This window comes from Nocardia sp. CA-135398, assembly GCF_050955845.1.
Lineage (GTDB): Bacteria > Actinomycetota > Actinomycetes > Mycobacteriales > Mycobacteriaceae > Nocardia.
The window spans coordinates 6,310,407-6,325,177 of record NZ_CP192084.1 but is presented as its reverse complement, the minus strand read 5'-3'; the positions used below and the strand labels follow the sequence as shown (position 1 = coordinate 6,325,177).

Below are 14,771 nucleotides of genomic sequence, written 5' to 3'. Positions count from 1 at the left end.
CCTCACGCGCGTTTGTGGATGCGGTGTTCGGTTCCCGCGCTCTCGGGACGGTCGGTGTCGGAGACGATCTCCCAGACCCGGAAGACACAGTGGTAGTCGTCGGCCCAGCCGCAGGCGATCAGCAGATAGTTGTCGCCGTCGCGCAGCAGGATCCGGCGGCCAGGAAGTCTCGGATGCTGCGGGGTGAAAGTGGGCACGAGCGAGTGCAATTTGGTCAGGGCCTGTTCGCGAGTGCCGACCACCTCCGCGAGTACCCGAGGCGACCAACGCTTGTGCTCGCCGGAACCTGTTGTCTCTTCGACGACTATCGCCCACCGTGGCATTCGGCCCTGCTCCCTTTGGCGGAAATGCCGCGCCACCGTTGGTCGGTGGCGACCTACAACGATTGGCTCCCACGGTACCGCACCTGACCCTGGGCAGGCGCCCTGAACGGTGTTCAAGTATGCTGCGGAGCTGTGACTACCGATCCGTTGCGCTGGCTTGACGAACGTGCCGCCGAGCGCGTGCGCGCCGGGTTGCGCCGTGAGCTGCGACCCCGTGCGGCACAGTCGCCGTCGATCGACCTCGCCTCCAATGACTACCTGGGGCTGGTGCGTCATCCGGAGGTGATCGAGGGCGCGATCGCCGCCGTGCGCCGCTGGGGCACCGGATCGACCGGATCCCGACTCGTCACCGGGACCACGGCCGAACACGAGCAGCTCGAGACCGAACTCGCCGAATTCGTCGGCGCCGAGGCCGGTTTGGTCTTCGCCTCCGGCTATGCCGCCAATCTGGGGGTGGTGACCGCACTCGCCGGGCGGGGTGCGCTGGTCGTCTCCGATGCGGGCAGTCACGCTTCGCTGGTTGATGCCTGCCGACTCTCGCGCTCACGGGTGGAGATCGCCGCGCATCGCGATGTCACGGCGGTCGAGCGGTTGCTGGCCGAGCGCAGCGAGCAACGGGCGCTGGTACTTACCGATTCGGTCTTCAGCGCCGATGGTGATCTGGCGCCGCTGGCCGAGTTGCATCGGGTCACCCGGGCCAATGGTGCGGTGTTGATTGTGGATGAGGCGCACGGGCTCGGTGTGCGCGGCGCGGGTGGGCGCGGGCTGGTGCACGAGGTCGGATTGGCGGGGGAACCGGATCTCGTCGTGACCGCGACCTTGTCGAAAGCCCTTGCCGCACAGGGTGGTGTGGTGTTGGCGAGCGAGCGGGTGCGTGCGCATCTGATCGATGCGGCGCGCACATTCATTTTCGATACCGGACTCGCACCCGCCGCCGTCGGTGCGGCGCGGGCGGCACTGCGGATATTGCGTAGCGAGCCCGAGCTGGCGGGCCGGGTGTTGGAGCGAGCCGCCGATATCGCACGCATTGCCGGTGTGGCGGAACCGGATTCGGCGGTTGTCTCGGTTGTGCTCGGCGAGGCGCAGGTCGCCTATGACGCCGCGCAGGCATGCCGCGAACGTGGACTCGACGTCGGTTGCTTCCGTCCGCCGACGGTGCCCGAGGGGACATCGCGGCTTCGGCTGACCGCACGGGCGAATCTGACTCCCAGCGAACTCGACACCATCGCAACGGTGCTCGGCGAGGTGCTGGCGCAGGCGCGTGGATTGGTGAGCGCATGAGTGTGCTGTTCGTGACCGGTACATCGACAGAGGTCGGCAAGACCGTGGTGACCGCCGCGCTCGCCGCCGCCGCGTTGGCGGCCGATCGGTCGGTGGCCGTGTGCAAACCGGCCCAGACGGGTATGGCACCGGGCGAGCCCGGCGATCTCGCCGACGTCGAACGCCTCACCGGTGTGACCCGAACGGTCGAGATTGCCCGCTATCCCGATCCGCTGGCTCCGGATACCGCCGCGCAACGGTGCGGGCAGCCGCTGTTGACACTGAGTGAAACCGCCGCCGCCATCGATTCGCTCGCCGATGCCGACCTGACCTTGGTCGAAGGGGCGGGCGGATTGCTGGTCCGGCTCGGCGAATTCACGCTGCTCGAGCTGGCGCAGAAGCTCGATGATCCGGTGCTCGTGGTCGCGGCCGCCGGGCTCGGCACCCTCAACCACAGCGAATTGACCACGCGCGCACTGTCATCCGCCGGCGTCCGCTGTGCGGGGCTGGTGATCGGCTCCTGGCCCGATTCGCCGGGGCTGGCCGAAGTGTGCAATCGCACTGATCTGCCTCGGGTTACGGGAGTGGAGTTGGTCGGTGCGGTGCCCGCGGGTGCGGGGGCGTGGGATCGTGAGCGGTTCGCTGCCGCCGCACCGGGTTGGTTTACTCCGGGTTTGGACTTCGCTGGGCTGGTAGGTCTCTGAGGTCGGTTGGTCGCCGGATTCCAGCGCTCGAGCTGTGCGCAGTTCTGCGACCTCGATCTGCTGGTCGTAGGTTTGTCGGCGAATATGATCGCCTGCGGCTCGGTGACGGCCGCGCGTACTCGCCTGGCAGCACTCGCGAACCGTACCTACAGTGGGATAGATGTCGCCGTTGGACGATCGGCACCCGTCCACCGTCTCGGACTGGGATGACGCGCGACGGAGGGCTCGGCTTCGGGAGACTCGTCTCGGGCACGGGTGGCAGACGTTGCGTCGTACCAGGTTGGCGCTGCTGCGGGTCGCCTTGATATTGCTCGCTGGGCTCATCGTGTTCGCCCAGTACTGGGTGCACGACGTCACCCCGGAACGTGATCGGCTCGCGCGCACGGAACCCGCGGTGCTGCCGATCGCCACCCCCGCGCACGATCGCGACTGGGACACCGTCGTGGTCGATATGGTCGGACTCGGTGGACTCAATGCCAGCAATACCGCGGCCGCACTGCCCGCCCTCAGCGATATGGGCGTGGTCTGGGCCATCAAATACGACAATCAAGGTATCGACACCAAGGTGATCGCGGATCTGATCATCCGCGCCGCCCAGATGTCGGGGCTGAAGAACATCGTGCTGGTCGGACACAGTATGGGCGGGGTGATCGCGCTCGAGGTCGCGCGACATGTCCACCTCGACAGCGACCTACGCCTGGTCGGGGTGATCCTGGACTGCACGCCGGTGGATCTGAATGCGGTGCGTCCGGAGAGCCGCGGCGCGGGTGAGGATATGGTGCGCTGGATGGGCTGGCTGCCGGGGGCGCGGGAGAGCCGTACGCTGCGGCTGGCGGTCGAAACCTATGCGCGCCGTGACCGATTCATCGAGCGCGGTGCCAATGGGCTGCCCGGATTCCGGCTGGAGCCATTGCGCGATGTCGTCGAAGAAGTGTTGCGCGAGAAGGTGTTCTCCAAAGACGTGGCCAGCAACGGACTGATCGAGACGCAGTTCCTGGCGATCGTGGCGGGCGGTGCGATCAACGATCTGCGCGCGCTGTCCCGGCCCACCGAGGGCAAACCGCGCCCCGCCATCGTCTTCATCCGCCCGCGCAATCCGGACAGCGACCGGGTGGTGGATGTCGAGTACTCCCATCAGGTGCTCATCGAGCGGGCAGGTGGCGTCGACGGCTCGCTGCTGGTCGTGATGCCGCGAAATACCGGGCACGCCAATCCGATGCAGCGCCCCGAGGAGTACAACAAGATCATCGACCAGCAGATCCTGCCGTACATCCAGCGATATCAGGATCAGGTGCGCGCGACGATCTCCGCAGCGGCACCGCGCTGAGTGGGAATCGGATGCCGAGTTGGAATCAGGCCAAGGCAAACCGTATGCGTGCCGGTTTCGTCTTGATTCAATCACCGCATGTTCCGACCACGTACGTTCCTGACCGGCCTGCGCGGCCGCACAATCGCCGCGTTGCTCGCCGCGGCGACCGTTGCGAGCCTGGGTGTGACCGGCTGCGCGAGCGACGATAAGCCGGTCGGTAAGACCGACGCCCCGCTGCCAACCGAAATCCCCGCCGGCACCAAACTCGTGCTCGCCGATCAGTCCGAGCGTTTCAAGTCGGTGCTGCAGTTCTCCGGCGAGCTCGACAAGTTGCCGTTCAAGGTGGAATTCGCCAATTTCGTCGGCGGACCGGCGATTCTGGAGGCCTTCCGTGCGGGCGCCGCCGATGTCGCGACGGTCGGCGATGTCCCGCCGATCCATGCGCAGGTGGCCGGGCAGGATGTGCCGATCATCGCCGCCTACCAAACCAATTCCACCGCACTGAAACTCGCGGTGGCACCGGGCAAGACGGTCGCCACGCTCGCCGATCTCAAGGGTAAGAAGATCGCCTACGCCGAAGGCACCGCCCAGCAGGCCGCGGTGCTGCGGGCCTTGGCCAAGGCCGGGCTGAAGCCCGCTGACGTGCAACTGGTTCGGTTGCAGCTCGCGGAATTCCTGGATGCCGTGCGTACCGGGCAGGTGGATATCGCGCCACTGATCGAGCCGAATGTCACCCGGCTGTTGCGCACCCCCGGAGCCTCGCTTATCCCGGATTCGGAAACCACCGGCATCTACGGTGGCCTCGCCTACTTGTACGCGCGCCGCAGCGTGGTGACGGATCCGGCCAAGGCCGCCGCGACCCGAGCACTGGTCGCCGCATATATTCGCGCCTACCAGTGGGCCAATACCCACCAGGATGAGTGGGCGCGCAAGTACTACGTGGAGAACCAGAAGGTCAGCGCCGATGATGCCAAGCGCATTGTCGACTCGCTCGGCACCTATGTCTTCCCGCATCTTGATCAGCAGCTCGTCGATCGCCAGCAGGGCACCATCGACGCGATCGACAAGGCGGGCGAACTGCCCAAGAAGGTGCGTGCCGCGGACGCCTTCGATCTGCGCTTCGACGCCGTCGTCACCCAGGCCGTCACCGAGAGCGGCGCCGCATTCGAGCCGAAGGCGAAATAGCGATGGCCACCGTGGATGTCGGCGTACTCGGCCGGATCGGACAAAGTTCGCGCACCGCCGCCGAGCCGGTTCTGGCGCGGCGCAAGTCGACTCGGCCCCGGCTCGGGCCTGGCCGCCCGATTCCGTTCGGGATCGCCATCGGACCCGCGCTGCTGATCGCGGCATGGTTGATCGGATCCGCCACGGGCGCATTGGATGAGCAGACACTGCCCGCGCCCTGGACGGTCGCCGAGACCGCACGCGATCTGCTCGCCGACGGCAGGCTGCAGTCGAATCTGGTGACCTCGCTGAAGCGCGCGGCCTGGGGTCTCGGGCTCGGCGTGGTGATCGGTGTCGTGCTGGCCTTGGTCGCCGGGTTGAGCCGTGTCGGTGAAGCCTTGCTGGACGGGCCGATCCAGATCAAACGCTCGATTCCGACGCTCGCGCTGATCCCGCTGTTCATCGTGTGGTTCGGCATCGGTGAGGAAATGAAGCTCATCGTCATCACGACCAGTGTGGCGATTCCGATCTACATCAATACCCACGCGCAGCTGCGCGGCGTGGACAGTCGATATGTGGAATTGGCTGCGACGGTGGGCCTTTCGCGGTGGGGTTTCATTCGCCGGATCGCGCTGCCCGGTTCGCTGCCCGGATTCTTCACGGGGCTGCGGCTCGCGGTCACGATTTCCTGGCTGGCGCTGGTGGTGGTGGAACAGGTGAATGCCACCAGCGGCATCGGCTATCTGATGACGCAGGCGCGCACCTACGGTCAGATCGACGTCATCGTCGTCGGCCTGGTGATCTACGGCCTGCTCGGACTGTTCGGCGATCTCGCCGTGCGCGCGACGGAACGGAGGGCGCTGTCATGGCGGCAGACGATCGCGGACTGAATGTGGTCCGAACCCGCGGGCTGCGTAGGGGTTTCGGCGATCGCGTTGTGTTGCACGGTATCGACCTCGATATCGCGCGCGGCGAATTCGTCGCTCTGCTCGGGCGCAGTGGTTCGGGTAAGAGCACCTTGTTACGTGCGCTGGCCGAGCTGGATCGCGACGTGCTGGGGTCGGGTGAGTTGCGGGTGCCGACGGAACGTGCGGTGGTCTTCCAGGATTCGCGGCTGCTGCCGTGGAATCGGGTGCTGGACAATGTGACTCTCGGTTTGAAGGGTGCCGATGCCGCCGAGCGTGGTCGTACAGCGTTGGCCGAAGTCGGCCTCGCGGGCCGGGAAAAGGCATGGCCCAAGGAGCTTTCCGGAGGTGAGCAGCAACGGGTCGCCCTGGCGCGTTCGCTGGTAAGGGAGCCGGAGTTGCTGCTGGCAGACGAACCCTTCGGGGCACTGGACGCGCTCACCCGCATCAAAATGCATGTGCTGTTGCAGGATCTGTGCGCCAGGCACAAGCCAGCGGTCTTGCTGGTGACGCACGATGTCGATGAGGCGGTACTGCTCGCCGACCGCGTGCTCGTCCTGGACGAGGGGCGCATCGCGGTCGACCAGCGCATCGATTTGGAACGTCCACGCCGACATATCGATCCGGACTTCAACCGGCTGCGCGAGCTGCTGCTGTCCAGCCTCGGCGTCGATGTCGCGGCCTTGCACGATGAGAAGAAAGCCTCATGACACGCCAACTCAGCCTGAATGCGTTCATCTACCCCTCCGGACATCACGAGGCGGCCTGGCGGCACCCGCAGAGCCGACCCGACCGGATCTACGATGTCGCCTACTACCAGGAGATCGGGCGCACGGCCGAAGCCGCGAAACTCGACGCGGTGTTCTTCGCCGACGGGCCCGCACTGCGTACCAATGTGAAGCACAATGCGGCCGCCGGGCTGGAACCGATCACGCTGCTCACCGCGATCGCGACGGCCACGACCCATCTCGGGCTGATCGCCACCGCATCGACCACCTACTACGAGCCATACAACCTGGCCCGGCTGTTCTCGACACTGGATCACATCTCCGGCGGTCGGGCCGGCTGGAATATCGTCACCACCGGAACCGACCTCGCCGCGGCGAATTTCGGGCTCGACAAACATCCCGATCACGCGACGCGGTACGCGCGGGCGCGGGAATTCGTCGATGCGGTCGTCGCGCTGTGGGACAGCTGGGAGGACGACGCCATCCTGCTGGACCAGGAAGCGGGCGTCTACGCCGATCCGGACAAGATCCATCCGATCGATTTCGTCGGCGAATACCTCAGTGTGCGTGGGCCGTTCAACGCACCGCGCACTCCGCAGGGGCATCCGGTGCTCGTACAGGCCGGTGCGTCGAATGACGGTCGGGCGTTCGCGGGCAAGTACGCCGAGGCGATCTTCACCGCGCACCAGCGGCTCGAGGATGCGCAGGCGTTCTACGCCGATATCAAGGCCAAGGCCGCCGAATTCGGTCGCGCCGCCGAGCAGATCAAGATCCTGCCCGGGATCAGCCCGTTCATCGGTGATACCGAGGCGGCGGCCAAACAGTTGGAGCGGGAGTTCAACGAGCTCACGGTGCCCGAATACGGACTGAAGCAGTTGGAGGGCATCGCGGGTGAGAGCCTGCGGCACCTGCCGCTGGATGAACCGGTGCCGCTCGAATTGTTCAGCGACGCGGGCGATGTCACCGATAACGAGCGCAGCCGTCGGCAGGTGGTCGCCGGAATCGTGCAGCGGGAACGGCCCACCGTGCGCGGACTGCTGCACCGGCTCGCCGGCGCCCGCGGACATCGGGTCTTCGCCGGTACGCCGGAGCAGGTCGCCGACACCATCGAGGAATGGTTCCGCAACGGCGCCGCCGACGGTTTCAACGTGATGCCGCCCTACTACCCGGGCGGTCTGGAGGTCTTCGCCGAGCAGGTCGTCCCGATCCTGCAGCGGCGCGGCCTGTTCCGCACCGAATACACCGGAACCACGCTGCGCGACCACTTCGGTCTGCCGCGTCCGGAAAGCCGGTACGCCCGGCGGCCGGCACTCGCCCAGTGAGCGTTTGTCCTCGGCAGCCACCCATGACGCGGCCGCTGTGAGCGAGCGGGTCGGCGTCACAAAGCAATCCGTTCGACTGCGCTCGCTGGTGTGGACGGTGTTCGTGCCGGTGGTGCTATACGGCATCGGATCTGGTGCGGCGGCCCCGATGTACGCGCTGCGGGCATTGGATCTCGGTGCGTCGGCCGGTGTTGCCGGAATTGTCGTCGCGCTGAGCGGGTTGGGGATGGTGCTCGCGGATCTGCCCGCGGGGCGGATCGTCGCGCGCATCGGGGAACGCTTGGCGATCGCCGTGGGTTCGGGCCTCGGGCTGGTCGGGGTGTTGTGTGCGATCCTTGCCCCGAATACCGGGGTGCTTGCGGTTGGTGTGCTGCTCAATGGAACCGCCAGTGCGGTATGGGGTTTGGCGCGACAGTCCTACATCGTGGCCGTTGTGCCACCGGATGAGCGGGGGCGTGCGTTCTCGGCGCTGGCTGGCGCCTCGCGCCTCGGATCCTTCTGTGGGCCGTTCGTCGGGGCCGGAATGGTCTACGCGATGGGGCCGAGCGGTGCGCTCTGGTTGCAGTTCGGTACCACCGTCGTAGCGGGCGCGGCAATGCTCGCCATCCGGTCGGCCGACGGTGACGATGCGGACGCCGCCGATCACACCCTGCGCTCGGTGGTCGTCGAAAACCGGAGGGTACTCGGCACACTCGGTCTGGCGGCGCTGCTGATGGGTGGTGCGCGCGCGACCCGCACCGCGCTGCTACCGCTGTGGGCGGCGCATATCGGCGTGGGTGCCGCGGCAACGAGCCTGATATTCGGCATCGCCGGGGCCATGGACGTGCTGCTGTCCTATCCGGGCGGCATCCTGCTCGATCGGTTCGGCAGCCGCGCCACCGGGGTTCCGTCGATGTTGCTGTTCGGGCTCGGCTTCGCGGCGCTTCCGTTCACCTCGACGGCGCTCGAACTCACCGGTGCCGCAGTACTGCTCGGGCTCGCCAATGGTGTCAGCAACGGCATCATCATGACCGTCGGCGCCGACGTCGCACCGCCGGGACACCGTGCGGAATTCCTCGGCGCCTGGCGGCTGACCCACGACATCGGCATGTTCGCCGGTCCCATCGCGGTCGGCTTGATCAGCGCCGCAACAGTTCTCGGCGCCTCAGCGCTCGCCGTCGCCGCGGCGGTATTCGCGGGCGCGGTCGCCATGCACCGCTGGTTTCCGGGTGCCTACCCCGTCCCGCTCCGAGACGCACGTCGCGCGACCGACTGAGCGCTCGCACCGCCGCCGATCGGTGCGCTGCGGTGGCAGATTCATAACGCGGTTGATCACCGAACCGAACTGATGCCGCCGCCCAGGCGCCAGTGCCCATCGCACAATTGCGCCTCGCATATGTCGCACCGTCTATTCGGTGTGCTTGCGCAAAGTCTGCACCGATGCGCTAGTGGTGGCACTTCAGGACACCGACCGTGCTCGGCGCACTCTTCCCAGCTATGGCGCAAACCTAGTGCGTACTTCGCATAGGTTGCACCTTGTGCGAGGTGCTCGCTGGGTATGCGTGGCCGCGTTTGGGTTCCTCAGGGCGCTGGTCGGGTTCGGCCGAGGTAGGCGAGGAGTTGGTCGCCAGGGGCGGTGGTCGGGGGTTCGATCGGCGCAGCGAACAGTGGCGATCGGTCGGCGATCGGGACGAGGTTCGGTGCTACCGAGAGCAATTCGCGGGCGAGGTGGTCCGGGATAGGTGGTGCATCCGATTGGGTGGCGGCGAGATCCCAGGCGTGCACTGCCAGTTCGAGAGCGCCGACGGTGCTCAAGACGCGAGCGGGTACCGGCCTTCCGAAGACGAGCACCGAGTCGGGGTGCTCATTCGCCCAGTCGCCGAGCAGGGCCACGGCTCGGCTCCGAATATGCAGCGTCCCGGCACAATTCGGCAGCGGTTGGCCCGGCATAGCAACCTGCCCGCCCGTCAGGCCTTCGCGCAACGCCGCGATGGACTCGTCCACATGCGCGAGCAGCATGCGCGTATTCCAGCCCCGGCACGGTGTCGGCCCCGACAGGTCGGAACCGGGCCCGGGCAGCACCGACAGTAGATACGCGACCGCCCGCTCGAGCAGGTCATCGCTCATGGCAGCGCAGGCCCGGGCGACGCGTTCGCCAGCAATGACGTGGGCAGTCCGAACGCCGCGAACATCGAGCTGTCGTGATACGAGACGACATGCGCGACCCCGGTGGGGGTAACCGTAAGGATCTGCAGCGATTGCGCCTGACCGCGCAGGTAGAACGCGAATCCGGGCTGACCGTTCGCGGCGATCGGCACCATCCGGACCTCGCCCGCGCGATACGGACACTTCGACCGAACCAGCTCCACGATCGTGGTATTGCCGCGGAACCATTCCTCGATCGGCGGCATCTCCCACACCGCATCCGACCGCAACAGCGTGACGAGGGTATCCATGTCGGCGGCTTCGAACGCGGCGGCATAGCGGTCCAGCAGGGCGCGGATCTCGGGATCGTTCGGTTCGGCCACCGGCGTGTCCGGTTCCAACTCCGCGAGCGCGGCATGTGCGCGCTGCAGCATGCTGTTGACGGCGGCCACGCTGGCCCCGATCAGCTCGGCGACCTCGGCGGCCTTCCAGCGCAGCACATCTCGCAATATCAGTACCGCACGCTGACGCGGCGGCAGATGCTGCCAGGCGGCGATCAATGCCAGCCGCATACCCTCGCGCGCTGCGACGATGGCTGCCGGATCCGAGGTCTCGGGTGCGATCAGCACATCCGGCATCGGTTGCAGCCATGGGGTTTCGGGCGCGAAGTGAACCGCACGTGTGGGATCCGCGGTGGGCTCGGCCAATACGGTGGGCAGTACGCGGCGTCGGTGTTCGAGCTCATTGAGGCAGGCATTGGTGGCGATGCGGTACAGCCAGGTCCGCATCGAAGCGCGTCCCTCGAAATCGCCGTACCCGCGCCAGGCCCGCAGCAGCGTCTCCTGCACCAGATCCTCGGCATCGTCGACCGAACCGAGCATCCGATAGCAGTGCGCGAGCAGTTCGCGCCGATAAGGCGCGGTTCGCGCGGCGAATTCGTCGCTGTCTGTCATGTGCTGTCCTTCCGGGGGAATGGTGTCCCTCGAATATCGACCGCCGTGCCGCCCGGAACTCATCGGTGCGATGAGTTTCGGGCCGCGGCCGGTCGGTATCTGTGCGTGTCCGAACCATCGGGCGCGCCGAAACCACAGGAAGGACCACCGTGAGCACACCGATCGTTGTTTCGGCGGTGACACAGCGCTGGGTATTGGTACTCGGCGCGGTCGCGTCGCTGATGGCGGCACTGGACACCCTGGTCGTCGCCACCGCACTCAGCACCATCCGGCACGACCTGGGGGCGTCACTGCAAACGCTCGAATGGACCGTCAACGGATATAACCTCAGCTTCGCCGTCCTGCTGATGACCGCGGCGGTACTCGGCGACCGCTTCGGACGTAAGCGGATGTTCATGGTCGGGCTCGGCATCTTCGTCGCCGCCTCCGCAGCTTGCGCGATATCGACCACCGTCGCGACCCTCATCGTCGCGCGAGTGGTGCAGGGCATCGGCGCGGCATTGATTATGAGCCTGGCATTGGCGCTGGTCAGTGCGGCATTTCCGCCGGAGAAGCGCGGTATGGCCATGGGGCTGCTGCAGGGCATCACGGGTCTCGCCGTAGCGTGTGGTCCGCTGGTCGGCGGGGCCGTTGCGGAGGGATTGTCCTGGCAATGGATCTTCTGGCTGAACGTGCCGATCGGGCTGCTCGCGCTCCCATTGGTGGCGGCCCGGGTTCCCGAAGGCTTCGGCGCCGACACCGCGGTGGACGGCACCGGATTGGCACTGGTCACCGACGGCGCATTCGGTGTGGTGTGGGGTTTGGTACGCGGCAATATCGCGGGCTGGTCGAGTTCGGAGGTGCTGATCGCACTGGTCGGCGGAATCGCACTGCTGATCGCCTTCGCGGTCTGGGAAGCACGTGCACGCGAGCCGATGTTCCCGATGCGGCTTTTCGTGAATCGCGGTTTCGCGGCGGGCAATACTGCCATATTCCTCACCTTCGCCGCTCTGTTCGGCGAGGTGTTCTTCTACGCGCAGTTCCTGCAGGCGGTCCTGCACTACGGTCCACTCGGCGCCGGATTGCGGCTGCTGCCATGGACTCTCACGCTGTTCTTCTGCGCACCGGTCGCGGGTGCGCTGGCCGACCGGATCGGGGAGCGGCCGCTGATGGTGAGCGGGCTGGCCTTGATGGCGGGTGGCATGTACTGGATCGCTGCCATCGCCGATCCGGCAATGACATACGGCTCCTTCGTCGTTCCGTTCATCGTTTCCGGCGTCGGCACCTCGATGGTGTTGCCGTCGGCGCAGAGTTCGGTGGTCGGCGCGGTGGAACACGCGATGCTCGGCAAGGCGGCCGGTGCCAACAGCATGATGCGCGAGCTGGGCGGCGTCTTCGGAATCGCCATCGCGGCAGCGGTTTTCGCCGCGACCGGTGGCTACGGTTCAGTGGATGAATTCACCACCGGATTCGGCTCGGCGATCAAAGTCGGTGCGGCATTGGCCCTGCTGGGGGCATTAGTCGCGCTCGCATTGCCTGGGCGTCGGGTGGCGGCAGTTGTTCTCGACGAGGCCACCGTATCGGTCTGAGTCCGGTCAATCCTTGTGGAGCGAAATGCTTTCCAGCCATGGGTGATCGGGGTGCACCCGGGAGATCCACTCGAACAGTCGGGACCTTTGGGATCGGTCCATCACGGGTAGCGCACGATGGAAGTCAGCTTCGTCCTTATCGCGGCGCGCCTTCGCCTTGAACAGCAGTGCGACCTCGGGAGTCGCGTACGGGATGCCCTCGCTGGTGTGGCGAATCAGTTCTTCGTAGGGCAGGGTGATCGATGGGTCGCGGCGGCACACCCATCGATCGCCGACGTGCGGTTCACGGAACACGTCGAGCCGATAGAACCCGGTCGCGGGTTCGCGTAGCCAGGTCTGATGGAACTCCGCCGACCTAGCCGGAAACGACCGGATTCGATCGTCACCGACGACATCCCACTCGAAGCCGGGAAATGCAGCGAAAACCTCGCCGAATCTGCCTTCGGGCACACCGATTTCGAGGTCGCTGTGCTCCCGAGCCGCGCCGCCGGTGAACAGATCCAGCGCCCACCCCGCGGTCACGCACCACGGAACCGTGACACCGGACAGCCGCTCCGCGACTTCGGCAGGCGTCCACGCCGCCCACAGTTTTTCGCATTCCTCGGCCGAAACCACGCGCCCGTCCTCGACTGACCCGCCACCATCCGGATCAGCCATCTGGTCGTTCCTTCCTGGCGTATGCGCCGACGAAGGATTCAGCGTACGCGGGTACCGAGCAGGTGCCGCACACCGCCGACGAACAGTTGCAGACCGAAGTCGAAACGTGCTGTCGCGTCCGGGGTTTCGTTCAGCGGTGAGGCATCCTCGGTCAACGCACCTGCCGAATCCATTTGCATCCTGGACTGTTCGTCCACGGTTTGTCCGAGCACGTAGTACAGCAGCGTGTATGCCGCGAGTTCCGCTTCCGGCCGCGGCATTCCACCGCGGATCGCCGCGCCGACGAGTCGTTCCCGACCCTTGCTCGTGGTGAGTCGGGAAGCGTAGGTGGCCGACACCAATTCCGCGCCGTCGCGATAGGCGAGCAGACAACCGCGCAACCGATGCGCCAATTCGGTGATCTGCCCCGACCAGTCCTCGGCCTCGATCGGATCCTCCATCGGGGCCAGGATGCGGTCGGCCACCGCACCGAGCAGCGCCTGTTTATTGGGGAAGTGCCAGTACAGCGCACCGGGCTGGACCTGGAGTGAACCGGCGAGCCTGCGCATGGTCAGGTCGGCGAGACCGTACTGGTCGAGAATGGCGATGGCGCCGTCGACCACGTCCGCGCGGTGCAGCTGCACGGTGTTTCCTTCCCCGAGGTGCTTTGACTCACTTGTTACCGCTACCCTAGCCTGAACACCGTTCAAGTTGCACGGCCACCTCGGCCGGACGAAGGGATTCGTGCAGTGACCCAGGCACCCGTCCAAACCGATATTCTGGCGACCGCCCGCGAGCAGGTGCTCGAGCGCGGCGAAGGCCTGACCCAGGAGCAGACCCTCGAGGTGCTCCGGCTCGGCGACGACCGGCTGGAGGAACTGCTCGCCCTCGCGCACGAGGTGCGCATGAAGTGGTGCGGTCCCGAGGTCGAGGTCGAGGGCATTATCAGCCTCAAGACCGGCGGCTGCCCCGAGGACTGCCACTTCTGCTCGCAGTCGGGTCTGTTCCAGTCGCCGGTGCGCGCCGCCTGGCTCGATATCCCCAGCCTGGTCGAGGCCGCCAAGCAGACCGCCAAGACCGGCGCCACCGAATTCTGCATCGTCGCCGCCGTGCGCGGTCCGGACGAGCGGCTGATGGCGCAGGTCGCCGCCGGTGTCGAGGCCATTCGCAACGAGGTCGACATCCAGGTCGCGTGCTCGCTCGGCATGCTCACCCAAGAGCAGGTCGACCAGCTCGCCGCCATGGGCGTGCACCGCTACAACCACAACCTCGAGACCTCCCGTTCGCACTTCCCGAATGTCGTCACCACGCACACCTGGGAAGAGCGCTGGGACACCCTGCGCATGGTGCGCGAGGCCGGTATGGAGGTCTGCTGCGGCGGCATCCTCGGCATGGGCGAAACCCTGGAGCAGCGTGCGGAATTCGCGGCGAATCTGGCCGAGCTCGAGCCCGACGAGGTGCCGCTGAACTTCCTCAACCCGCGTCCGGGCACCCCGTTCGGTGACCTCGAGGTGCTGCCCGCCGCCGACGCGCTGCGCGCGGTCGCCGCCTTCCGGCTCGCGCTGCCGCGCACCATGCTGCGCTTCGCGGGCGGTCGCGAGATCACCCTCGGCGACCTCGGTGCCAAGCAGGGCATCCTCGGTGGTATCAATGCCGTCATCGTCGGCAACTACCTGACCACCCTCGGTCGTCCCGCCGAAGCGGACCTGGATCTGCTCGGTGAGCTGAAGATGCCGATCAAGGCGCTCAACGAAACACTCTGATCCAGGTGGATC

Annotated in this window: 15 protein-coding genes; 10 read left to right on the top strand and 5 right to left on the bottom strand. The window is 66.5% G+C overall.

All coding sequences use genetic code 11. The features are described 5' to 3' along the window. Positions 1-2: 2 nt before the first annotated feature. Positions 3-323: a hypothetical protein gene (locus ACQP1T_RS28010; RefSeq protein ID WP_433756033.1), complete on the bottom strand. Its 321-nt coding sequence runs from the start codon at positions 321-323 to the stop codon at positions 3-5. Positions 324-455: 132 nt separating this feature from the next. Between ACQP1T_RS28010 and ACQP1T_RS28005 the strand changes: the two genes are divergently transcribed. The 8 genes from ACQP1T_RS28005 (at position 456) to ACQP1T_RS27970 (ending at position 8,970) form a co-directional block, all read left to right on the top strand. Continuing rightward, positions 456-1,604, top strand: a complete 1,149-nt coding sequence (locus ACQP1T_RS28005) for an 8-amino-7-oxononanoate synthase (protein ID WP_433756032.1) — start codon at positions 456-458, stop codon at positions 1,602-1,604. After that, a complete protein-coding gene (bioD, locus tag ACQP1T_RS28000; protein WP_433756031.1) occupies positions 1,601-2,287 on the top strand; it encodes a dethiobiotin synthase in 687 nt (228 codons plus the stop codon). Before ACQP1T_RS28005 ends, bioD begins: the two co-directional genes overlap by 4 nt. A gap of 160 nt (positions 2,288-2,447) precedes the next feature. Continuing rightward, positions 2,448-3,614, top strand: a complete 1,167-nt coding sequence (locus ACQP1T_RS27995; protein WP_433756030.1) for an alpha/beta fold hydrolase — start codon at positions 2,448-2,450, stop codon at positions 3,612-3,614. 78 nt (positions 3,615-3,692) lie between these two features. Continuing rightward, positions 3,693-4,781, top strand: a complete 1,089-nt coding sequence (locus ACQP1T_RS27990) for an ABC transporter substrate-binding protein (protein WP_433756029.1) — start codon at positions 3,693-3,695, stop codon at positions 4,779-4,781. 2 nt (positions 4,782-4,783) lie between these two features. Next, on the top strand, positions 4,784-5,650 hold the full coding sequence (locus ACQP1T_RS27985; protein ID WP_433756028.1) for an ABC transporter permease: 867 nt from the start codon (positions 4,784-4,786) through the stop codon (positions 5,648-5,650). Then, positions 5,626-6,375, top strand: coding sequence for an ABC transporter ATP-binding protein (locus tag ACQP1T_RS27980; protein ID WP_433756027.1), 750 nt, complete (start codon positions 5,626-5,628; stop codon positions 6,373-6,375). The genes ACQP1T_RS27985 and ACQP1T_RS27980 overlap by 25 nt, the downstream gene beginning before the upstream one ends. Continuing rightward, positions 6,372-7,715, top strand: a complete 1,344-nt coding sequence (locus ACQP1T_RS27975) for an LLM class flavin-dependent oxidoreductase (RefSeq protein ID WP_433756026.1) — start codon at positions 6,372-6,374, stop codon at positions 7,713-7,715. The genes ACQP1T_RS27980 and ACQP1T_RS27975 overlap by 4 nt, the downstream gene beginning before the upstream one ends. A 37-nt stretch (positions 7,716-7,752) precedes the next feature. After that, a complete protein-coding gene (locus ACQP1T_RS27970) occupies positions 7,753-8,970 on the top strand; it encodes an MFS transporter (RefSeq protein WP_433762393.1) in 1,218 nt (405 codons plus the stop codon). A 305-nt stretch (positions 8,971-9,275) separates the two neighbouring features. On the opposite strand, the gene ACQP1T_RS27965 is transcribed toward ACQP1T_RS27970, so the two are convergent. Both ACQP1T_RS27965 and ACQP1T_RS27960 read right to left on the bottom strand, forming a co-directional pair. Next, on the bottom strand, positions 9,276-9,821 hold the full coding sequence (locus ACQP1T_RS27965) for a maleylpyruvate isomerase family mycothiol-dependent enzyme (protein WP_433756025.1): 546 nt from the start codon (positions 9,819-9,821) through the stop codon (positions 9,276-9,278). Beyond that, on the bottom strand, positions 9,818-10,792 hold the full coding sequence (locus tag ACQP1T_RS27960; RefSeq protein ID WP_433756024.1) for a sigma-70 family RNA polymerase sigma factor: 975 nt from the start codon (positions 10,790-10,792) through the stop codon (positions 9,818-9,820). The genes ACQP1T_RS27965 and ACQP1T_RS27960 overlap by 4 nt, the downstream gene beginning before the upstream one ends. A gap of 149 nt (positions 10,793-10,941) precedes the next feature. Between ACQP1T_RS27960 and ACQP1T_RS27955 the strand changes: the two genes are divergently transcribed. Further along, complete coding sequence (locus ACQP1T_RS27955) at positions 10,942-12,360, top strand: DHA2 family efflux MFS transporter permease subunit (RefSeq protein ID WP_433756023.1); 1,419 nt, start codon at positions 10,942-10,944, stop codon at positions 12,358-12,360. A gap of 6 nt (positions 12,361-12,366) precedes the next feature. Here the strand turns inward: ACQP1T_RS27955 and ACQP1T_RS27950 are convergent, their stop codons facing one another. Together ACQP1T_RS27950 and ACQP1T_RS27945 are read right to left on the bottom strand one after the other, a co-directional pair. After that, entirely contained in the window at positions 12,367-13,017 is a 651-nt protein-coding gene (locus tag ACQP1T_RS27950; protein ID WP_433756022.1) for a nucleotidyltransferase domain-containing protein, read from the bottom strand. 38 nt (positions 13,018-13,055) lie between these two features. After that, the gene (locus ACQP1T_RS27945) at positions 13,056-13,640 is read right to left on the bottom strand and encodes a TetR/AcrR family transcriptional regulator C-terminal domain-containing protein (protein ID WP_040688744.1); all 585 of its coding nucleotides are present in this window, start codon (positions 13,638-13,640) and stop codon (positions 13,056-13,058) included. A 105-nt stretch (positions 13,641-13,745) separates the two neighbouring features. On the opposite strand from ACQP1T_RS27945, the gene bioB reads away from it, so the two are divergent. After that, positions 13,746-14,759 (top strand): biotin synthase BioB, encoded by a 1,014-nt coding sequence (gene bioB / locus ACQP1T_RS27940; protein ID WP_433714785.1) that lies wholly within the window; start codon positions 13,746-13,748, stop codon positions 14,757-14,759. Positions 14,760-14,771 lie beyond the last annotated feature (12 nt).